We start from the raw sequence: 19,109 nt of genomic DNA, 5'->3' as shown, positions 1-19,109 counted from the left end.
AACTCAAACACCAATCAAGCCGTATGATAAATTCCTTACAATATTTTCGATAAAAATGGCGTAATTTGTACAATAATGTTGATTCGTTCATTCAATCTCCATATATAGGCCATTCAATAATTGAAAAGTATGATTAATATTCTTGCCTTTTGTCTAAACCTTCTGATATTTCAGAAGGATACTTCCGGCATTACTTATGAAAACTATCAGAGTGCGATTAACGGTTTTAAACCGCTTTTGGTTGATATTCGTGAATATAGAGCAACACCTGAAGAAGCCCGCAGTCGTTTCCAGCAAATGATGCATATTTTTAAACAGGCAAACCCAGCAGTTTCTTATGATTCTTCGCAGGTGAGTATCTTTTTCCCATTAATGGGCTTTGATTACCGGGCTGTTGGCGGAAAAAACGGCAGTGGTTTCCATGCATCAGGTTATGATTTATTCGACCAGAATGCCAAAGGCAGCCATCCGGCACATGATATTTTTATCAAAGACAAAAATCAGGATTGTAAAGACGATAGAACCGGAGATTATGTAAGTATTTTATCTGTAAGCGATGGTGTTGTGATAGGTACAGAAAACAACTGGCAACCGGGAAGCGAATATAGAGGGGGTAATTATATATGGGTATATGATACTACTACAGGCGGACTCTGGTACTACGCACACCAGAAAGAAATCTACGTAAAAACAGGCGACATGGTGAAAGCAGGGCAAAAAATCTCTATCATTGGTCGCACAGGCTATAATGCAGCCATGAAACGTTCGGACACGCATCTGCACTTGACTTACCTGAGAATCGATGAAGAGGGCAATCCAACTCCTATTAATACATATGGTTGGCTAAAAAATGCCGCTACTCTTCTCGACCCTCGAATTGCCGCAGATTTAAAACCGCTGGCTTATCATTGGAATATCAGACCGATGAAGGTGAAGGCTAAAGTTTTTCCAAAAATTATCTATGAATTAGCATCCAAAGAAAGTAGTTCAAGTGTTGATCGTTTATATTTTCCTTCTAAGAATGAGAAGAAAAAAAGACGCTCGAGAGTTTAGTTCTTAGTTAACGTAAAACTTATGAGGCGCCTGTAATGGAAGATTTTGAAATAAAATATGAAGTAGAAAATGCACAATCTTATCTTGCCAAAGGTCAGTCGCCCATACAGGTACGCAGGGCTTTGATTGAGAGCGGGATTGAGAAAGAAATGGCTACTAAAATCTCAAAAGAGGCGTATATCAGATTTCTACAAAGCAATGCTAGGACCAAAATAATCAGAGGTAGTATCTGGTTTGGTGCCGGATTAGCCACTTCAATCATTCTCTTCCAGATTGGCAATAAATTCTCCTATCTGGTTATTGTAGGTGCCATCTGGGGATTGATTCAGGTTCTTTCGGGAATCTCTAATATCAAAAGTACTAAGGAGCTATCGAACAATTTATTTATATAGATTCTGAACCGAAACGTGACCAATCATAAAATCAGCGTCTAACATATTGTGTGATGCATTAAATTGCATTTATGAACAAACATTCGAAAGAGAGAGGTCATTCACCTCTCTTTTTTCTCTCAATCAATCGTCCTTTTTCATTGCTTCTAAATCCGTAGAAAATATTTAATACACCAGGAATCGCGCATACAAAAATAGCCCTCGGTAAGAGGGCTATCTAGTATTCTTTTGCTGATATTTTAAACCGCGAGTAGTGGTGTTTCTTCCATCAGGTCCCTTAATGTGGTGTGTTCATAAACTGCCAGGTTGGCGTCTCTTACTTTCTCCATAATCGGTCTGATGCGGCAGGTTACTTCATCTGTACAATCATCACATTTACCATAAAAGTGTAATGAAACGCACAACATCGGTGCGATAGGCCCGTCTACAATCCGTACTATTTTGGCTATTGTTACTTGCTCAGGTGGAAGCCTTAACTGGTACCCCCCTCCTTTTCCTTTCTGGCTATGCAATATGCCGTTGTTTCGCAGTTCGAGCAATATGGCTTCCAAAAATTTCTTTGGAATATTTTCTTTTTCGGCTATTTCAGCAATAAGAACCGGTTGCTTTGATTCGAACCTTTCCGAAAGGAGTTTCAAAGCTTTTAGTGCATATTTTGCTTTTTTAGAAATCATTTATTAGTATGCTGACGTGAGTTTTGCTTGATTCTTTTTCGGCACATATTTACATATATACTCAGATGAATCAAACAAAAGTAAAATTTTTTCTTGGTTTTGCAATAAATCTACCTATTCAGCTTCATTAAAATCATATGAAGCCCATATTTATAGCTAAGATAACTATTTTTTTACTGAATAACTACTTTTTGCCCGCACAGGCATCCCAAGCAAAGCCATACCTTCCAGCCTTATATCAACAGTTGTTTCTGCATTTGTGTTGAAAAACGAAAGCGTGGCTTTACCGTTTGCACTGGTTTTTACGGTTGGAGCCCAATAAATAGTAGACCTGTAATCAGGTCGGGCATTTGCCTGAAAATCCTCCATACGAGCTTCGGTATAATTAGGCGAATAAAACTCTTTGGCTACCGAATAGCCATTTATCTCAATCACTTCTATGCCTAGCGAAGGGCCATTACTACTAGGGCTTCCTCGTTTTGTTAAAACTGATATGACCCCATTCCCTCCTCTTGACCCATAAATAGCTGCATCGGCACCTTTCAATACATCAATCCTGTCAACATCAAAAACCGGAATATTGAGCAAGGTCATTTTATCAACGGCCATTCCATCTAATAAAAACGTTGGTTCAGAAGAGCCAACAAATGAACTAACCCCTCTTACAATGACTGATGGGTCCATTCCGCTACCTGTAACCTGCACGCCTGGTATCCTTCCTCTCAACAAGTCTATTACATTACCATAATTTCCCATATCAGGAGTAACTTTCAACGTATTAGACGCATGAGAGTATAATACTCTGTCTTCTCTTTCGGCTTGTCTTTTGGCTTTTACAGTCACTTCTTGCAGCATTTTTTCTCTACGATCTTTCAATATTTTTTTAATTTCCAGGTCTTCTTTCGTTCTTTTCAGATAATCAGCTAAATCGTTTTCATCAAACATAATCGGATTAAACGGAATAGGATTTCTGTCTAATTTGGGTGGCTGTGGTTTATTGATAAAAATCTTGGTATTACGATTCAATTTTCCAGCCACTGCCTGAACCAGTATTTTACCTGTGCCATTAAAATCAAGGTTATGCAATCCAAAAGTTCCGTCAACGGCCGCTTCACCCATACCAAACTGACGATTATCGTCTTCTAGCCACATCATGAAAGTGAGGTTCACAGGTTTTTCAAATACCTTCCCATTTTGCCTTGTAATTTCACCAGAAATGCTCAGGCCGTTCTCTAAAGCAAAACGTGGCTCGGCTAAAGTTGGTTTCAGAATATCGTCCCATTTAAAACGTCTCCAGCCTTGGGTCATCAGCAGAATATCCATGTGTCGACGCACCTCTGGTTTGGTCTGAGAGAAATAATAATCCGGCTGTTCTACCTTGCCTCTTACATCTGAACTTAATAAGAGATAAGTAAGGATATTTTCTTCATGTTGAGGCATTAATACTTGCTTGCCATCTGACACAACGACCGAGAAGTTACCAGCCACTGGTTGCCCGTCCATATCTTTGGCCTCTATTTCCAGTTTTACTTCTTCTTTAGGTAAATAAACCTGTTTATTAGGTGTGATGCTCACATTGATAAAGTCTTCTTTATAGACATAGACCAATCGCTCACACCTTGGGCGACCCGTTTCATCAAAAACAGTAAATTGTGCAACTCCTTCCGGGAATTTGTCTTTAGGAATCTTCACCAACATGGCCTTATTGCTTGCCGGAGTCCGGGCTACGTAGCAGATTCTTCCCTGCGATTGCCCCACTACCACAATCTCGCCACTGCCTTTGGGTTTATTATAATTGTTTCCTACATATAGCCGAATCGTGCTTTTATCAACCACTGCTTCTACACCCATTACATATCCTTGTTTCTCAACAGCCGGCATAGGCACTTCTTTTTCGAAGATATTGCGGTATTTGATTTTTGCTGTATAGGTTTCTTCCGGCAAAGCCTTGAAATTGAAAACACCCATTCCCAGATGCTCACTTTCAAAAGTCATTACGGTATCTCCTTTCCCTGATACAATAATTCCACTCACGTCTATCCCATTCCCTACTCTATCGGTGGCCTTGAAAGCCATTTTATTATCCATGCCCTCTACAATCTGTCCGCCTTCAGGGAAAAACTGGAATTCTATATCCTGCGGATTGAATTTGGTTGGCTGAATATCTTCACCAATTTTAAGTACTTTAAAATCTTTGCTGAACATCAGGTTTTCGTCAAAATTTCGCATCCAGTTGGTATAGGCTCTTAAGCTATAATACCCTGAATGTAGGCTATCAGGCAAATCAAAATCACCTGCAGCCATTCCACCTTCCAGTTTCAGCATTTTCTTACTGATTACCATCCCTAACTGATTATCAATCAATTCGACATTGAGTGGAATACTTGCAGTATCTAACACATTGGTAGCTGCTTCTATCAGGTATGCTTTCAGCCAGATGGTTTCTCCGGCAGTATAGTAGGGTTTGTCGAGATGCAGATAGGCTTTTTCTTGTGGATACGTCCCAGCATATTTGTTAAATTGATTCACGATGCTTTCAGCCAGATCTTCATTGAAGGTAAAGGCAAAAAGCATGGCGGCAGCAGCAAAAATCGACAGTAGTTTTTTCATAGTCATCAGGTTGAATGTGTGTATATTATAAACTTTTTTAGTCGGCAAATTATTACATTTTCATCAGCGCTATATAAGTTTCAATACCATTCCAGATATTCTGAATCCGGATATTTTCGTTCTCGGCATGCTGGTTATTGTCGTGGTTGGCAATTGGTACCGTAATAGTAGGTGTTCCTAAGTACTTTTCAAACAAAAATAAGGGTAAACTTCCGCCCAGACTCGGCATGAGTACAATTTCTTCTTTTACGGTCGATTGTATGGCCTTAATTACATTCTGAGCAATCGGTAAATCCATTTTAGTGCGCTGAGCATTATAGCCTTTTCCTACTTGTACACGGGCAATCATCGGATATTTCATTCGCTCTTCGTCAGTGATACTTTCATTCTGTGTTACATAATACCCTTGTGCTTTTATATGTTCTATTACCTTCTTTACCTGTCTCTGCACATCATTACCTAAAACCAACCGCAAATCTAAAGCCGCAGTAGCCGAAGTAGGAATCACATTAGCGGCCATCTTACCCACATTGGCACTGGCAATGCCATTGATATTAAGGGAAGGCAAATTGATTAATTCTACCAACGATTTCCCTCCACCTTCGGGTTTCATAAAACCTAATTCGTTTCGCATTTGGTCATCAACAGACGGAACACGGGAAATGGCATTCCTTTCGGTTGCGGTAAATGGTACTACATCTTCATAAAATCCTTTAATCAATACCTTTCCTTCATCATCTTTCATAGAGGCTAATAACCTAACCAGCATCATAGCCGGATTAGGCGCCCAGTTACCATAATGCCCACTATGCAAAGGTCTTTTAGAGGCATATACTTTCACCTCCATATTTACATCTCCTCTCACACCAAATACTACCTGCTTGCGGCCTGACTGATGCACAGGGCCATCGCAGATAATCCAGAGGTCTGAACGGAGTTTATCGGTGTGTTTCTCTAATATTTCGGCCAGATGGGTAGAACCGGCCTCCTCTTCTCCCTCAAAAAAGAATTTAATATTGACTGAAGGCTGGATATTCAGGTTTTTCAATATCTGATATGCCGATAAAATGGCAAAAACACCTGCTTTATCGTCAGAAGCACTCCGGCCATAAATTCGCCATTCGGGGTTAATGCCTTCTGTGGATTTAGGTGTAGGGATAATCTTGCCTCCTTTTTCTAAGGGCGCATCCAGAAATACTGATTTGAACGGTTCAATACCTTCTGCCCATTGGTTTGGATTGACAGGTTGCCCATCGTAGTGCGCGTAGAATATCACAGTTTTAGTAGCATCGGGCACTTTTACTTCACCATATACTGCCGGAGGCACACCTTTGGTTTTGGCATCCAGTAATTCTGTTTTTATTCCCCTCTCCTCCATCATTTTTACTATATACGCAGCCGTTTTCTGAATACCTACTGTATCATAAACTACATTAGGAATTGACAACAAACCCATGAACTCAGTCAAGAAAGTGTGTTCGTTGGCCTGGCGGTATTTTCTAACCTGCTCGATAAGTGGACTTTGGGCAAAAATGGGCAATTGAGCCAACAATAAGAGGGCAAAAAGGCAACGTTTCATAAATATTCGTTTGTGTGAAGCAAAAATAGAAAATTGGTTTAGAATTTGCTTGATAATCATTAAAATGTATGCATAATTCATATAGTCATTTCTGCATCTGTTTTGCAAAGAAGAAGCCTAAGAAAGAGCAGATAAACAACTGAAAGTCAATTACTTAAAATCCTGATATATTTTAAACAAAACCAGGTTAAACTGTCCTTTTTTTAGCAATTAGGGACCTTTATAAGATACGGTAGTTCATATATAAACGGCAATGCTTTGAGATTCAATGAGTTATATATCCGTCTGAAAATTTCTTTAGATTCTTCTTGACTGGTATTATTTTTTTCACTAGGTTAGTTCAAAGATTAGTTCTTTGAAAACTCAGATTCATGGATTCAGTTATGACAAAACACAACTTAGATGCCTGAATTGATGAATTTGGACAGTTAATTTATTTTTTAACTTTAAATGAGTAAGTTATGAAGATTCATGTGCATGCAGTACATTTTGATGCTGACCCACGATTGGTTGGTTTCATTCAAAACAAGTTAAATAAATTAGACACCTTTTACGACCGTGTAACCAATGCCGAAGTGTTTTTGAAATTAGGAAAGGGTGAAAAAAGTAAAGTTCATAAAAAGCACATCGAAGTTAAACTAAACGTTCCAGGCCAGACAATTTTTGTAGAAGAAAAAGGAGATACATTTGAAGAAGCTACAGATTTAGTATTAGAAGTGTTAAAATCCCAGATTAAAAAATTTAAAGACAAGAAAAATATAGTTGAGCATAAAAAACCTGAATTAGAAACCGTAACGGAAGAGTTGGTTGAAGATGAGTATTAATCAGGTTTTCAGATAAAAAGCGGCAGTCTCTCAGGAGGCTGCCGCTTTTTTTGTGGGGTTTTCCAACATTTACTTCAACTTAAATACCCCTTTCAGTGTAACACCATAAATAGCGCCATCGCTGTCAATAGTCCAACTTGGGGTAATGGCGTTTGGGTTCTCAATATCCCATTGATTGTTTGTACCTAAGCCTAGATAGTAGTCGGGCAGGCTCACTGTCCAGAGCAGCGTTCCGGTTTTGCCATCAAAACCCTGCAAGCGGGTATCTTTCCATTGATTATTGTCACTTAACAGACGTTCGCCCACATAAAAAACTCCACCGGAAGAGGCCATTAACTGAGCGTTTTGTGGTAAGGGTCTAAGCCATACAATATTTCCGTCAGCAAGGTTAAAACTCACCAACTCACGTGTATTACCAGTTTTTAGCTCGGCTATTAACCTATTACAAGCCACTACACGACCAGCTACTTCCATCATCGAACCAGACTTATTTGTACTGGTTGTCCACAAAATCTTGCCGGTGTGCATATCAAGGGCTCGTAGAGCTGAGGTGTATTGTACTCCTCCTCTATCGGCTCTAATTCTGATTATTACTTTGTCATCTGCTACCATAGGAATACCATCGTCTGACCGATAGGTTTTACTGCCTCGTTTGGCCATGTCGGGCTGGTCGGTATGTCTCCAAAGCGTTTTACCTGTTTTTAAATCAATGGCGTGCAATTGCCGGGTTGGTGGCTCAGTCTGGTCTTTGCTTCTGGCCGTTTGAAAAAGGATGCCGTCAGAGATGGCAGGTGCGGTGAAAGTAGGTGTATAGAATGGATCGAGCTTATCTGGCATAGCCAGCCGGAAATCTTTGTTTTGCCAGAGAACAGTGTTCAAATCTGCACTAAGGGCACTGATATAACTATACCCTTCATTTGAACTTTGATTGAGTACAGTAAAGACTCCGCCTCTACCTCTTGTAGGTCCTATTTTTACAGGTACAAGTGTTCTTACAATACGGCCTGCTTTTACGTCTACGACATAATAGTCTGTGGGTTTTCCATCTTCGCGTGGGTATATCATGAGTACTTCTCCTGAAGGAAGTTCGTAAAAAGTTATATAGCCCATAGACCCTCTGCGATTGCCAGTAGTGCAAATATTGCTGATTCGCCAGACTGTTTTCCCTGTGTTTTTATCTATTGCCGATAATCCTGCATTGCCATCATTGTTGCAGCTGCCTGTCAATATCAGATTACCTACCAGAAAAGGTGGCCAGACACCCCACCATCCCGGATTTGTTTCCCATTGTTTTTGTGGTGCTCCCAAAATTGGTGCCGCCTGAAAAGCCCGACTATTGCAACTTGTGCCATAGGGAGTACTCATTTTAGCCGCATCATCGCATACAATACATGGCGTAGCATTTCTCAGCCTTGCAATAGCTGCCTCCCTTGCTGCGGGCGAATCGTCAGGCACTTGTGCTATCAGCCTTGCTTGTGGCAAAATGCCAGATAGGAGGAGGAACAAAAACAGAGAGCGGAAAACATGGAAAAGATTCATGGCAAAGCAGGGATTTTATCAAGTTGGAGATGCAAGTCGTTATGATATTGGTCAGATGCTGAAATAAGTTTGTGTAAATTTATTCCAGAATTATACAGCTTTAACTAAACCTCTTCTGCCTTCCATAATTGCTGCAAATCTATTTTTGCTTTCAAACTTTCTGAATTAAATTTATACAAAGTGAAGATATAAGAAAAAATTAATAGGGTTATGAGGAATAGTGTGATAAAATCAAAAGAGTTTATTGAGAGGTTTTTAAACAATTGAATTCCAATGAGTATACTCCATATACCTAGCGCTATCATTTGAAGAATGGGAAGTCTCATTTTGAGACTTATCCTCCTTTTATCAAGGTCATTTTCAACCTCGCCGATAACCATTGGGATATTAGTTCTGATATTAGTAATTCTTCTTATTTTAAACCTGAGCTTGTCTATTGTCCCTTCATAAGGTCTTTCTCTTTTTTCATAAGAAATTAACCTGAATCCGAAAATATCTTCCGGTTCGATAAAATCTGTCAATCTACTCATTATCTCTTCTTGAGTCAGTTTTGTTTGCAGGGTAATTGTTTCAAAGGGTAGAAATTTCATTTTTTAGACACAATTATTGGTTTATAGAAAACTTTAGTTTCGGGTATCAATATAAGTGATAAAATCCAGACAATAATTAATAATAAATTAATTCAAAACAATTTCTTCTTTATCATATAAGCAGTTCAAAATCATTTCGTTATCTTTCGGAAGATTTCAGTTTATTTCTATTATTTATGAGCAGAAAAAAAGACATTCCACGTCTTGCGTGGTTCATCTTGCCTGCTGTTGTAGGTTTAATACACTATTTTCGTCCTTCGTACAACAACTACTCCATTTATAAGGGTGTATTCTATCACCTTATTGCCCAAACTAACCTCTATAGCCTTTATCCAAACGAATATTTTGACAGTAACCATTACGGGCCTTTATTTGGCTTGATTGTGATGCCATTTGCTGTTTTACCGGATTATATTGCACTTGTTCTCTGGACAACCTTTCATGCTTTTGTGTTATACATGGCTTTCAAGACACTTCCGCTTAAAGATAATAATTTGTGGATAGTGCTGATGATTTGTATTGTTGACCTGAATACCTCTTCGCACAATGTTCAGGTGAATCCGAGTATTGGTGCATTGATTATTCTCTCATGGTATTTTGTGAAAGAAGAAAAAGATTTCTGGGCGCCTTTATTTGTGATGATTGGCTTATTTGTGAAACTCTATGGTATTGTGGGTCTGGTTTTCTGGCTATTTTCAAAGCATAAATTCAAATATATTTACTCGTCAATCTTCTGGGCGGCAGTACTTTTTGTATTGCCTATGGTTATCAGTTCTCCGGCTTTTGTAACTCAATCTTATGCAGACTGGTATAATAGTCTGGTTGAGAAAAACCTCTCTAATCAAACCGGAAGCCATGGTATTGGCAGTTATCAGGATGTGTCGATGATGGGTTTATTCAGACGTGTAGGTGGACTCAACCTTTCTAACCTGATTTTTATTGTTCCGGGTCTGCTTTTGCAATTAGCCCCTTTGTTACGGATTAATTATTACACTAATCTCGTTTTCCAATTACGTTATCTGGCTACTATCCTGATTTTCGTAGTTATCTTTTCTTCTTCTTCCGAATCCTCTACTTATATCGTAGCCGTTTCGGGGGTGGCCATCTGGTTTATTACACAAGATTACCCCATTAAGCGTTGGGTATGGGCATTGTTTGGCACTGTGCTTGTCTTTACCTCGCTTTCAGCATCAGACCTTTTTCCTTCCAATATACGGCACTTATTTATCATTTATTCAATCAAGGCATTTCCTTGTTGTATCTTATGGTTTGCGTGCATTTACCAATTACTAACCGACAAACACTCCCTAACCGACAAAAAATGGATATTTCAAGATTAAAAATCTGTATTCTGTCAGCAGCTTATAACGAAAACGAAAACGTTCTCGTTTTTTACAATGCCGTTAAAAGTGTCATTGACAGGCTGCCTTACACTTTTGAATTCTGCTTCGTAAACGATGGTAGTACTGATGGTACTTTGCGTATTATCAGAAATCTGGCAAGCGAAGATAGTTCGGTAAAGTATCTCTCATTTTCAAGAAACTTCGGTCAACAGGTTGCCCTGAAAGCAGGTATTGATTCGATTGATGCTGATGCCATCATCATGATGGATAGCGATTTGCAACACCCGCCTGCGATGATACCGGTGTTGATTGAAACATGGTTACAGAAGCGAGTAAACATTGTGAATACGCTTCGGGAAGAAGACCGTGATTTATCATGGTTTAAGAAGAAGACAAGCCAGTATTTTTATAAAGTATTAAATAACCTGAGTAACTTATCTCTAGAACCAGGACAAGCAGATTTCCGACTGATAGACAGACAGGTTGCACAAACCCTGAAAAACTCGAAAGAGCAGGATGTTTTCTTACGTGGCATGATTCAGTGGATTGGCTATAAGCAAATCAATATCCCTTATAAACCGCATAAACGTTTTTCTGGTGAAAGTAAATATACCTTCAAGAAGATGTTTAGGCTGGCTATGGCGGGTATTACCTCTTTCAGTGTAAAACCGCTTCATGGAGCTATTTATCTGGGTCTTACGATTGCCCTTGCGTCTTTTTTATATCTGCCTTATGTATTGTATAGCTATCTTAGCGGACAAGCAGTTGATGGCTGGAGCTCAGTATTGATGACCATTGCTTTTTTTGGCGGATTAAACTTATTTATTTTAGGAATTATTGGTTTGTATATCGGCAAAATCCTTATTCAGAATAAAGAGCGCCCATTATACATTGTTCAGGAACATAATATTTATGAAAACAGCTATTCTCAGTTTTGATGTAGAAGAATTTGATATGCCTTTTGAGTATGGCGGTAAGCCAGCCATGGAAGAGCAAATCACTACCTCAAGCACGGGTCTGGAGCGTGTAACATCCATTTTAGACAAATACGAAGCGGCAGCCACTTTTTATTGTACAGGGGTATATGCCAAGGCACAATCTGAGAGTATCAAGGAATTGAGCAAGAAGCATGAAGTGGCTTCGCATAATTATTACCATTCGAGTCATAAAACCGAAGATTTAAGAGCTTCTAAGCAGGTTTTAGAGATTATTACGCAGAAAGAAGTGAAGGGTTTCCGTATGCCGCGCATGGCACCTGTCTCAGATGCTGATTTGCTGGCGGCCGGTTACACCTATAATGCTTCTTATAACCCAACTTACTTGCCGGGCAGATACGATTACAGACATATCCCGAGAACAGTTTTTCAGCAGAATGGCTTGGTCCATGTACCGGCTTCAGTATCGCCTAAATGGCGTTTGCCTCTGTTCTGGATAGCCTTTCATAATTACCCTTTAGCCTATTTCTGCTATTTATGTAAAAAAGTAGCTGAAGCAGATGGGTATGTACATCTCTATTTCCACCCCTGGGAATTTACAGATTATACCGATTTACCTAACGGGGCTCAATATCCTTTTTATTTAAAGAGAAACAACGGGCAGAAAATGCAAAAGCGATTCAATGAGTTGATGGCTTTTTTGCAGCGTGAGGGGTTTTCTTTCAAAACCACTTCGTGGTTAATAGAACAATCCAATTTGTTTCCTGAGCTGGTATTAAAAAACGCATAGGCTTGGCCTATGCGTCTATTTTAAAAATCTCTTTCAGTTCCTTAGCTTCTTCTGGCTTCATTCTGCCTGCCAGAACTAATCTCAATTGTCGGCGACGAAGTGCGCCCGCATATAATTCTTTTTCTTCGATGGTTTCAGGTTCAACTGGTGGTACTTCAATTGGTCGACCTACCTGATCGACAGCCACAAAAGTCATAAAGGCTTTATTGGTGTAGACTTTTGTTCCTGCCGGAATATTCTCTGCCCACACATCAATCCCTACTTCGAGCGATGAATTGAATGCTCTGGTTACTTTGGCCTGTAAGGTAACTACTGAGCCTAATGGGATGGCTTCTTTGAACGAAACATTATCAACCGATGCGGTCACAACAATCCGATTACAGTGTTTCTGAGCAGCAATAGCGCCTGCTATGTCTAATAATCTCATCAGGTTTCCTCCCATCAGATTTCCCAGTGTATTGGTATCATTCGGAAAAACCATCTCTGTCATTACTGTAAGCGACTCTTGTGCTTTTCTGGCTTTTTGCATAAAACTATTCTAATATGATTTGTTGATTAATATGCGTTTACAGATTATTAAGGGCGATAGACACGGATAAACAATTCGTTTCCCGCTCGCGGAGGAATTGAGTTAGTGCATCTCTCTAAAATAACAGGTTGAAAATAGGGTGCAAACATAGCCAGATATTCTTCTTTTGAACCACCAAAAGGCGGGCCTCCTTCAAACGGAAAATCAAAAATCACACCCACCAGTTTGCCACCGGGTTTTAGCAAATAATGCATTTGTTCGGCGTATCTTGGCCTTAAAGAAGGGTCAAGTGCCGATAAAAAGGTTTGTTCAATAATCAGGTCGTATTGCCCCTGATGGAAGAAGAAATCCTGATGAATTACCCGACAGTTACCATTTTCGATGTAAAATTGTAAATTTCTTTGCAAACGTTCTACTAAAACTGCCGAAATATCAATCAGCGTAATATTCGTGAAACCATGTCGAATCAGATATTCGGCCTCATAAGAGTTTCCACAACCCGGAATCAGGATCGCAACTGACTTATCTGTCAGCTGGTCAAAGTACTCTTTTAATGGGGTAGATACATAGCCAATATCCCAGCCTGTTTCTCCATCGGTATAACGCTGGCTCCAATAATCATCATTCAACAAAGCATCCATTTGTTTTTTATTTTATTGAGTATGAACCGTAAATAGTGGGTAAATGTTAGCACAACGAGCCTATTATTAGCATATTTACCCTAAATACAAATATATCAATAAAATGAAAGCCGTTGCCGACTATCTACGCCAGACTTTACAAGAAGTTTTACCTGCCCTGCAAGCTATTTCAGAAGAAGATGCCAGTATTAAGCCTCTACCTCATAAATGGTCAAAAAAGGAAATATTAGGCCATCTGATAGATTCTGCCACAAACAACCATCATAAATTTGTGCGGACTATGGCGCAGTCGCACGTAGAGTTTGTAGGTTATGCACAGGATTTCTGGGTAGAAGAGCAGCATTATAATAGTAGAAGTTGGCAGGATATTCTCAGATTCTGGTATGCTTATAATCTGCATCTTTCCCACATCATCGAATCCGTGAATCCGGCACATCTGCAAAATACGATAAGCATCGAAGGAAGTAAACCTTTTACTTTAGCTTTTATTATGGAAGATTATGTGGAGCATTTGAAGCATCATTTAAAAGTGGTTTTGCCGGAGGCGAATATTACGAGTAAGTTTGAGAATATATATAATGCATAGGCCACCGTACTACGTGTATCCTCCTCGAACGAATATGCGTGTAGTACGGTTAGGCACTGAAAGAACTATCTACCCCTTTCTTTTGGTATTATAAAATTTAAGACCTCTCAGTGCTTAACCGTGCCACCCACGCGGTGGCCGGAGCTTTTACGGATGAGTATACGCGTAGCACGGTAGATCAATGGTCATAACTTGCTACACGTGTAATCTTCCAGACTCCATTTTTCTTTTGCCAGATATGCATGAATTTAAAAGTTCCGCAATCGTCTCTGCCATTTTCTTTGTGGCAGAAAGTATGTTCACCTATCTGAATAGCACCGTAATCTTTAATGGGATAGACTTCCATACTTCCCTCAACCAATTTTCTGTTTAATCCATTATTATTGGCAAAGAGATTCTTAGTTGCAGCAATATTTTGTGTATAATTGGTGAGTCCGCCTTTGTCATGATAAAATTCAAGGCTTTCATCAAAAGTGTTTTTTATAGTCTCTTGGTCCTGTGCATTAAACGCGTTAAACATGACGCTATCCATATGAGCAATTTCATTGTAGAGGACATCACCTTTAGGGCTTAAGGCGAATTTGGTATTTACCAGATAATCCAGTTCCTGTATCATTTTCCATTTACCATTCTGCTTTTGCCACACTCTGGAAAATTTTGATTCTTCTACCAGTTTCTCCCCCATATAAAAGCGTTGTACACCTGTTTGTGTAGTCTTTTCTTTACTGACGCTGATTACCTGTAAACTACCTTGAACTAATTGTCTTTTGAGTTTAATACCCTTCTCACAAAAGTTTTTTTGTATCCCCGATTTGAATTCAATAAATGTCTGACCTGTTGTAACGCCCATGAGGCCGTTATCATGATAAAACATAAAATCTTTGCTTAAGATACCGTCGAGTTTATCTACCTCGCAATCATATACGACTTTGAACAGCATGCTGTCTTTTCTAGCTAATTCATTAAAAACAGCTTGATTATTAGGGGTTGTTTGCGCTTGTAGATGTGCTGAAGGGAAAAGAAGATTCATCAGGCAGATTACTGCCCATAAGGTACTGTGCTTTTTCATTGTATAATTTTGTGTTTTAAAAAATTAATCTTTAATCTTTCTGTCAATAAGAAAGTGAGCAATCAGGCTAAGGCCGCCGAATAGGAATATCATGGAGAAAAAGGCTACTCCTCTGTTTATATCAAGGTTATCATTAAGAATATTACCTATCAGAATACCTATGGCAACTCCTACAGCCAACATTCCGAATTTAAGCGTTTGTAGCTGTAAACGGCCTCTTGAGTTAAAGAGTTTTGAAGCATCTGCTCCACGCTCTATCATCAACATCCGTTCACGGTTGCGAGCTGTCAGATAAACATAGACTATACCGAAGATTCCTGCAAAGGCAGCAATTGATACCAGTGCGTCTCTTAATATTTCATCCATTTTTATAGTAGTTTTAAATAATTATTGAACCAATACCCATAAGACATGAGCTGATGAAGTTTGGTTACAGAATTTTCCAAAAATTAATTCTCTAAAAAAGACGCATTATCTGTAACCACCGTCTATGGATTCTTGTCTTACTATACAACAAAGACTACCTTATAATTAATGTATACAGAAGAGCAAGCCTATATAGAGCGAGTAAAAAAGGGAGATTCGGCTTCTTATGCATTTCTTGTGAATAAATATAAGAATATGGCTTTTACGGTAGCCTTAAAGATTCTGAATAACCGGGAGGATGCGGAGGATATTCTTCAGGAAAGTTTTCTGAAAGCCTACCAGCAGATTCACACATTTGAGAATAAATCGAAGTTTTCAACTTGGTTGTATACGATTGTTTATAGAACAGCACTTAATAAATTGCCCAGAAACAAAGTAGAATTGCTGACGATTGATGATGAAGCCCACCAGCATTATGCGATTGATGAAACAAGTCCGCCGTCGGTATTGTTGGAAACAAAGGAAGAACAGCAATATGTAAAAGAGGTGATTCAGCGATTACCTCAGATAGAGGCATTATTGATTACCTTGTATTATCTGAACGAAAACTCGCTGAAAGAGATTGAGGAGATAACTGGGTTGGCTGTAAACAATATCAAAATCAGGTTGTTTCGGGCAAGAAAAAAACTAGAACAAGAATTACATTTTTTGTTATAAACACTCAGGAAGATGGCGCAGGATAAAAAAGATAAGCTAAAAAAACTGATTCAATCGGTAGAACTAGACCAACCAAAAATAGATTTTACGGCTATAATCATGCAAAAGATTGAAGCAAAGGAATCGCTTGTGACTAATCCTGCTTTAGACTCTTTATTGGAAAAGCATCTGATTGAAACGCCTTCGGTTGATTTTACTCAAAAGGTAATGCTAGGCATAGAGAGACTTGATAAGAAGGTAGTTTACGAGCCTATTATCAGAAAAAAGGTCTGGTATGGCGTAGGGATAGCCGCCGCTTTGGTTATAACTTTAGTTAGCTTTTTAGGTAAGCCTTCTGAGACTACTGTTCAATCGCCTCCTCTAGCTTCGCATATCAATCAGGTTACAGGTCATATTATTACACAAATCAATTCTCTTCCTATCTTCGCATTGGCTTGTTTGTTTGCGGTTAGTGCGTTGGTTGTGTTAGAATATATGTTTTCGAATAGGAAGAAATACCAAATGTGATTTGAGTGATAATCAATTTTGTAGTCTATTGAAATATAGTTAACCGAGACAAATTCTATTCAAAATGGGCTCTGCTAACCCTGCCATGGCCTTACTCGGACGAGTATAGCCATGACACAGTGGGCTTAATCTTCTAATACACCCATTAATCCCAATTCATAATCTTCTATGGCCTGTTTTAATTCGGCTGGATAATTCATTACAAAAGGCCCATAAGTAGATAGTGGCTCCATGATAGGCTCACCTGCCAGAAATAATAATTTACCTTTGGTGATGGCTTCAAAATCAATCCCCTCGCCTTCATGGTCGAATGTGGCCATATTCAGTTTCTCTATATTAGTGCCGTTGGATTTTATCTCTCCATCAAGTACATAGACCAAAGCATTATAAGAGCTCGGTAATTCAAAGAAAGTTTTGGCTCCTGCTTCAAAATGCACCATCATTGCCAATATCGGTGAGAAAGTAGAAGCCGCTCCTGTCTGTCCTTTATAGTTTCCTGCTACCAGTTGTAACGCTAATCCGTCTTCTTTGATGACAGGCATTATATCTGTGGTCAGGTGCTGATATTTAGGTTCAGTCATTTTATGCGCCCGAGGCAAATTCACCCACAATTGTATCAGCTCAAAATTACCCCCTTCATGCATAAATTCTGCTGATGGGCCTTCTGAGTGGATAATTCCCTTTCCTGAAGTCATCCATTGCACATCTCCGGCATTTAAGAATCCTTCGTTACCTAAAGAATCTTTGTGATGGATTTTACCCTGAAACAAAAAAGTAACGGGCTCAAATCCGCGATGCGGGTGAGGACTTAAACGTGGTTTGCTGGCATCAGGGCTATGATAAGTTGGCCCTGCATGGTGCAATAAAATAAATGGGCTCACCTGCCTGATATTGGTGGTAGGCAAAGGTTGTTTTACTCGCATGGGTCCCATCTGGACTTCATTTGCAAAACTGCTGTTCTGAACATTACGAGCTTTCATTGTTATTTATTAAGTGTTTCCTTAACACTAAGCATGGGGTTGTAATACTTGTTCTTCTTGTCTGGCTGTCACTTTATTTACCAGCCAGATGAATTCGTTGGTAAATAATTCAACAGATTTGAAGAATGTCGGGTCGGTTAAGTTTCCTTCGACATCGAATTTCTTGTCTACGGTAGGCACAATTAACATATGTGGAGAAGCAATACCAAATAAAGCAGCTACCAGACTTATTACCTGCTGACTTGCTCTCATACCACCCATCACTCCCGGTGAAGCAGTTACGATTCCAAAAGGTTTATGTAATTGTTTTGGAAAATGGTCTAGTAAATTCTTCATGGCTGGTGAATAACTACCGTTATATTCGGGTGTTACCAGAATAAAGGCATCTGCCGAAAACACACGTTCTGCTAAGTATTTCCAGTCTGTAGGAGCTGCGTCGATGGAAGTCCATACTTTTTGCACAAAAGGTAATTCATACTCTCTCACATCAATAATGCCTACTTCAGCATCAGTGATTGTACTTAAATGTTTTTGTAGGTAAGTGGCTACTCTTGCCGTAAGGCTTTCTTGTCTTGGGCTTCCTGAAATAATTTCAATTCTCATTTTTCTCTGGTTTAAGGAGCATAATGCTCATGTATCGGTTTAGAATGACATCGGAACATCTATCAAGAGAATTTCCGATTCTGTATTGGCTTTAATTATAATTTCATTGGTTTCGCTGATACCTAAGGCATCTCTGCGACTTAATACTTGTCCGTTTATTTCAGCTTCTCCCTCAATCACAAAGGCATAGACCCCATTGGTACTTAATTTTGGAGCATAGTTTAACTCTTTTCCTTGTTCAAGATTGGCCAATGAAAACCAGGCATCCTGATTCATGCCCATGCCACCGTCTTTAGAACCTAAAGGTGATATCAAGGTCTGAAACTTGTTTTTTCTACCTTCAACCGGAAAAGCCTTTTGGTCATAACGTGGTTTAATATCTTTCAACTTAGGAAATACCCAGATTTGCAAAAGCCTGAGTGCCCTATCGATGTTTTTATTTCGTTCAGAGTGATAAATTCCCGTACCAGCCGACATCACCTGCACTTCTCCTTTGCCAATGGCTCCGGTATTACCCATACTATCTGAATGTTCCAAATCTCCCGAAAGCGGGATAGTCACAATCTCCATATTATCATGTGGGTGCATGCCAAAACCTCTCCCACCGATTATCATATCATCATTTAATACCCTCAATGCACCGAAATGCACTTTTTCAGGATTCTGAAACCCCGCAAAACTGAAAGAATGCCAGGCATCTAACCACCCATGATTGGCATGCCCTCTTTCACTCGCTTTATAATATATTGTTTTCATTTTTTCTATACATTTACAATTAATGT

At 39.2% G+C, this 19,109-nt stretch carries 21 protein-coding genes; 9 read left to right on the top strand and 12 right to left on the bottom strand.

All coding sequences use genetic code 11. The features are described from left to right. Positions 1-129: 129 nt before the first annotated feature. Positions 130-1,053, top strand: a complete 924-nt coding sequence (locus ACYVFA_RS17045) for a M23 family metallopeptidase (RefSeq protein WP_460473052.1) — start codon at positions 130-132, stop codon at positions 1,051-1,053. A 35-nt stretch (positions 1,054-1,088) separates the two neighbouring features. Further along, positions 1,089-1,445 carry a lysozyme family protein gene (locus ACYVFA_RS17040; protein WP_460473051.1) on the top strand — a complete coding sequence of 119 codons (357 nt, stop codon included), beginning with the start codon at positions 1,089-1,091 and terminating at the stop codon, positions 1,443-1,445. Positions 1,446-1,684: 239 nt separating this feature from the next. Here ACYVFA_RS17040 and ACYVFA_RS17035 read toward each other — a convergent pair whose 3' ends face one another. The 3 genes from ACYVFA_RS17035 to ACYVFA_RS17025 all read right to left on the bottom strand — a co-directional run bounded on the left by ACYVFA_RS17035 (position 1,685) and on the right by ACYVFA_RS17025 (position 6,308). Next, positions 1,685-2,119 (bottom strand): RrF2 family transcriptional regulator, encoded by a 435-nt coding sequence (locus ACYVFA_RS17035; RefSeq protein ID WP_460473050.1) that lies wholly within the window; start codon positions 2,117-2,119, stop codon positions 1,685-1,687. A gap of 165 nt (positions 2,120-2,284) precedes the next feature. Further along, on the bottom strand, positions 2,285-4,729 hold the full coding sequence (locus ACYVFA_RS17030) for a TonB-dependent receptor (protein ID WP_460473049.1): 2,445 nt from the start codon (positions 4,727-4,729) through the stop codon (positions 2,285-2,287). Between the two features lie 52 nt (positions 4,730-4,781). After that, positions 4,782-6,308, bottom strand: a complete 1,527-nt coding sequence (locus ACYVFA_RS17025; RefSeq protein ID WP_460473048.1) for a zinc-binding metallopeptidase family protein — start codon at positions 6,306-6,308, stop codon at positions 4,782-4,784. Positions 6,309-6,769: 461 nt separating this feature from the next. On the opposite strand from ACYVFA_RS17025, the gene hpf reads away from it, so the two are divergent. Then, positions 6,770-7,132: an HPF/RaiA family ribosome-associated protein gene (gene hpf / locus ACYVFA_RS17020; protein WP_460473047.1), complete on the top strand. Its 363-nt coding sequence runs from the start codon at positions 6,770-6,772 to the stop codon at positions 7,130-7,132. Positions 7,133-7,201: 69 nt separating this feature from the next. Here the strand turns inward: hpf and ACYVFA_RS17015 are convergent, their stop codons facing one another. Together ACYVFA_RS17015 and ACYVFA_RS17010 are read right to left on the bottom strand one after the other, a co-directional pair. Then, on the bottom strand, positions 7,202-8,671 hold the full coding sequence (locus ACYVFA_RS17015; RefSeq protein WP_460473046.1) for an outer membrane protein assembly factor BamB family protein: 1,470 nt from the start codon (positions 8,669-8,671) through the stop codon (positions 7,202-7,204). Positions 8,672-8,775: 104 nt separating this feature from the next. After that, positions 8,776-9,261 carry a hypothetical protein gene (locus tag ACYVFA_RS17010; protein ID WP_460473045.1) on the bottom strand — a complete coding sequence of 162 codons (486 nt, stop codon included), beginning with the start codon at positions 9,259-9,261 and terminating at the stop codon, positions 8,776-8,778. A gap of 176 nt (positions 9,262-9,437) precedes the next feature. Between ACYVFA_RS17010 and ACYVFA_RS17005 the strand changes: the two genes are divergently transcribed. The 3 genes from ACYVFA_RS17005 to ACYVFA_RS16995 are packed head-to-tail and all read left to right on the top strand — an operon-like array spanning position 9,438 to position 12,329. Further along, on the top strand, positions 9,438-10,601 hold the full coding sequence (locus ACYVFA_RS17005; RefSeq protein WP_460473044.1) for a glycosyltransferase family 87 protein: 1,164 nt from the start codon (positions 9,438-9,440) through the stop codon (positions 10,599-10,601). Beyond that, positions 10,583-11,542: a glycosyltransferase family 2 protein gene (locus ACYVFA_RS17000; protein ID WP_460473043.1), complete on the top strand. Its 960-nt coding sequence runs from the start codon at positions 10,583-10,585 to the stop codon at positions 11,540-11,542. The genes ACYVFA_RS17005 and ACYVFA_RS17000 overlap by 19 nt, the downstream gene beginning before the upstream one ends. Continuing rightward, entirely contained in the window at positions 11,517-12,329 is an 813-nt protein-coding gene (locus ACYVFA_RS16995) for a polysaccharide deacetylase family protein (protein WP_460473042.1), read from the top strand. The genes ACYVFA_RS17000 and ACYVFA_RS16995 overlap by 26 nt, the downstream gene beginning before the upstream one ends. Before the next feature lie 7 nt (positions 12,330-12,336). Here ACYVFA_RS16995 and ACYVFA_RS16990 read toward each other — a convergent pair whose 3' ends face one another. After that, positions 12,337-12,858 carry an acyl-CoA thioesterase gene (locus tag ACYVFA_RS16990; protein ID WP_460473041.1) on the bottom strand — a complete coding sequence of 174 codons (522 nt, stop codon included), beginning with the start codon at positions 12,856-12,858 and terminating at the stop codon, positions 12,337-12,339. Positions 12,859-12,905: 47 nt separating this feature from the next. Beyond that, complete coding sequence (locus ACYVFA_RS16985; protein ID WP_460473040.1) at positions 12,906-13,499, bottom strand: class I SAM-dependent methyltransferase; 594 nt, start codon at positions 13,497-13,499, stop codon at positions 12,906-12,908. A gap of 103 nt (positions 13,500-13,602) precedes the next feature. Here ACYVFA_RS16985 and ACYVFA_RS16980 point away from each other — a divergent pair, with 103 nt between their 5' ends. Beyond that, positions 13,603-14,085: a DinB family protein gene (locus ACYVFA_RS16980; RefSeq protein ID WP_460473039.1), complete on the top strand. Its 483-nt coding sequence runs from the start codon at positions 13,603-13,605 to the stop codon at positions 14,083-14,085. A 178-nt stretch (positions 14,086-14,263) separates the two neighbouring features. Here ACYVFA_RS16980 and ACYVFA_RS16975 read toward each other — a convergent pair whose 3' ends face one another. Together ACYVFA_RS16975 and ACYVFA_RS16970 are read right to left on the bottom strand one after the other, a co-directional pair. Beyond that, positions 14,264-15,154 carry a nuclear transport factor 2 family protein gene (locus ACYVFA_RS16975; protein ID WP_460473038.1) on the bottom strand — a complete coding sequence of 297 codons (891 nt, stop codon included), beginning with the start codon at positions 15,152-15,154 and terminating at the stop codon, positions 14,264-14,266. Between the two features lie 24 nt (positions 15,155-15,178). Next, positions 15,179-15,520 carry a DUF6249 domain-containing protein gene (locus tag ACYVFA_RS16970; RefSeq protein WP_460473037.1) on the bottom strand — a complete coding sequence of 114 codons (342 nt, stop codon included), beginning with the start codon at positions 15,518-15,520 and terminating at the stop codon, positions 15,179-15,181. A gap of 168 nt (positions 15,521-15,688) precedes the next feature. On the opposite strand from ACYVFA_RS16970, the gene ACYVFA_RS16965 reads away from it, so the two are divergent. Together ACYVFA_RS16965 and ACYVFA_RS16960 are read left to right on the top strand one after the other, a co-directional pair. After that, entirely contained in the window at positions 15,689-16,237 is a 549-nt protein-coding gene (locus tag ACYVFA_RS16965; protein WP_460473036.1) for an RNA polymerase sigma factor, read from the top strand. Between the two features lie 12 nt (positions 16,238-16,249). After that, positions 16,250-16,744: a hypothetical protein gene (locus ACYVFA_RS16960; RefSeq protein ID WP_460473035.1), complete on the top strand. Its 495-nt coding sequence runs from the start codon at positions 16,250-16,252 to the stop codon at positions 16,742-16,744. 125 nt (positions 16,745-16,869) lie between these two features. Here ACYVFA_RS16960 and ACYVFA_RS16955 read toward each other — a convergent pair whose 3' ends face one another. From ACYVFA_RS16955 to ACYVFA_RS16945, 3 genes are read right to left on the bottom strand one after another with little or no spacing between them, the layout of a single operon-like run. Beyond that, a complete protein-coding gene (locus ACYVFA_RS16955; protein WP_460473034.1) occupies positions 16,870-17,724 on the bottom strand; it encodes a pirin family protein in 855 nt (284 codons plus the stop codon). Positions 17,725-17,751: 27 nt separating this feature from the next. Next, complete coding sequence (locus ACYVFA_RS16950; protein ID WP_460473033.1) at positions 17,752-18,327, bottom strand: NADPH-dependent FMN reductase; 576 nt, start codon at positions 18,325-18,327, stop codon at positions 17,752-17,754. Positions 18,328-18,366: 39 nt separating this feature from the next. Beyond that, positions 18,367-19,083, bottom strand: a complete 717-nt coding sequence (locus ACYVFA_RS16945; protein WP_460473032.1) for a pirin family protein — start codon at positions 19,081-19,083, stop codon at positions 18,367-18,369. Positions 19,084-19,109: the final 26 nt, after the last annotated feature.

The organism is Emticicia fontis (assembly GCF_054779675.1).
The sequence above is the reverse complement of the archived record's forward strand: the minus strand, read 5'-3'. Positions and strand labels throughout refer to the sequence as shown.

Excerpts from the sequence above, each read along its gene's own strand:
- ACYVFA_RS17045 (WP_460473052.1), top strand. The coding sequence starts at position 130 with ATGATTAATATTCTTGCCTTTTGTCTAAACCTTCTGATATTTCAGAAG.
- ACYVFA_RS17040 (WP_460473051.1), top strand. The coding sequence starts at position 1,089 with ATGGAAGATTTTGAAATAAAATATGAAGTAGAAAATGCACAATCTTAT.
- ACYVFA_RS17035 (WP_460473050.1), bottom strand. The coding sequence starts at position 2,119 with ATGATTTCTAAAAAAGCAAAATATGCACTAAAAGCTTTGAAACTCCTT.
- ACYVFA_RS17030 (WP_460473049.1), bottom strand. The coding sequence starts at position 4,729 with ATGAAAAAACTACTGTCGATTTTTGCTGCTGCCGCCATGCTTTTTGCC.
- ACYVFA_RS17025 (WP_460473048.1), bottom strand. The coding sequence starts at position 6,308 with ATGAAACGTTGCCTTTTTGCCCTCTTATTGTTGGCTCAATTGCCCATT.
- hpf (WP_460473047.1), top strand. The coding sequence starts at position 6,770 with ATGAAGATTCATGTGCATGCAGTACATTTTGATGCTGACCCACGATTG.
- ACYVFA_RS17015 (WP_460473046.1), bottom strand. The coding sequence starts at position 8,671 with ATGAATCTTTTCCATGTTTTCCGCTCTCTGTTTTTGTTCCTCCTCCTA.
- ACYVFA_RS17010 (WP_460473045.1), bottom strand. The coding sequence starts at position 9,261 with ATGAAATTTCTACCCTTTGAAACAATTACCCTGCAAACAAAACTGACT.
- ACYVFA_RS17005 (WP_460473044.1), top strand. The coding sequence starts at position 9,438 with ATGAGCAGAAAAAAAGACATTCCACGTCTTGCGTGGTTCATCTTGCCT.
- ACYVFA_RS17000 (WP_460473043.1), top strand. The coding sequence starts at position 10,583 with ATGGATATTTCAAGATTAAAAATCTGTATTCTGTCAGCAGCTTATAAC.
- ACYVFA_RS16995 (WP_460473042.1), top strand. The coding sequence starts at position 11,517 with ATGAAAACAGCTATTCTCAGTTTTGATGTAGAAGAATTTGATATGCCT.
- ACYVFA_RS16990 (WP_460473041.1), bottom strand. The coding sequence starts at position 12,858 with ATGCAAAAAGCCAGAAAAGCACAAGAGTCGCTTACAGTAATGACAGAG.
- ACYVFA_RS16985 (WP_460473040.1), bottom strand. The coding sequence starts at position 13,499 with ATGGATGCTTTGTTGAATGATGATTATTGGAGCCAGCGTTATACCGAT.
- ACYVFA_RS16980 (WP_460473039.1), top strand. The coding sequence starts at position 13,603 with ATGAAAGCCGTTGCCGACTATCTACGCCAGACTTTACAAGAAGTTTTA.
- ACYVFA_RS16975 (WP_460473038.1), bottom strand. The coding sequence starts at position 15,154 with ATGAAAAAGCACAGTACCTTATGGGCAGTAATCTGCCTGATGAATCTT.
- ACYVFA_RS16970 (WP_460473037.1), bottom strand. The coding sequence starts at position 15,520 with ATGGATGAAATATTAAGAGACGCACTGGTATCAATTGCTGCCTTTGCA.
- ACYVFA_RS16965 (WP_460473036.1), top strand. The coding sequence starts at position 15,689 with ATGTATACAGAAGAGCAAGCCTATATAGAGCGAGTAAAAAAGGGAGAT.
- ACYVFA_RS16960 (WP_460473035.1), top strand. The coding sequence starts at position 16,250 with ATGGCGCAGGATAAAAAAGATAAGCTAAAAAAACTGATTCAATCGGTA.
- ACYVFA_RS16955 (WP_460473034.1), bottom strand. The coding sequence starts at position 17,724 with ATGAAAGCTCGTAATGTTCAGAACAGCAGTTTTGCAAATGAAGTCCAG.
- ACYVFA_RS16950 (WP_460473033.1), bottom strand. The coding sequence starts at position 18,327 with ATGAGAATTGAAATTATTTCAGGAAGCCCAAGACAAGAAAGCCTTACG.
- ACYVFA_RS16945 (WP_460473032.1), bottom strand. The coding sequence starts at position 19,083 with ATGAAAACAATATATTATAAAGCGAGTGAAAGAGGGCATGCCAATCAT.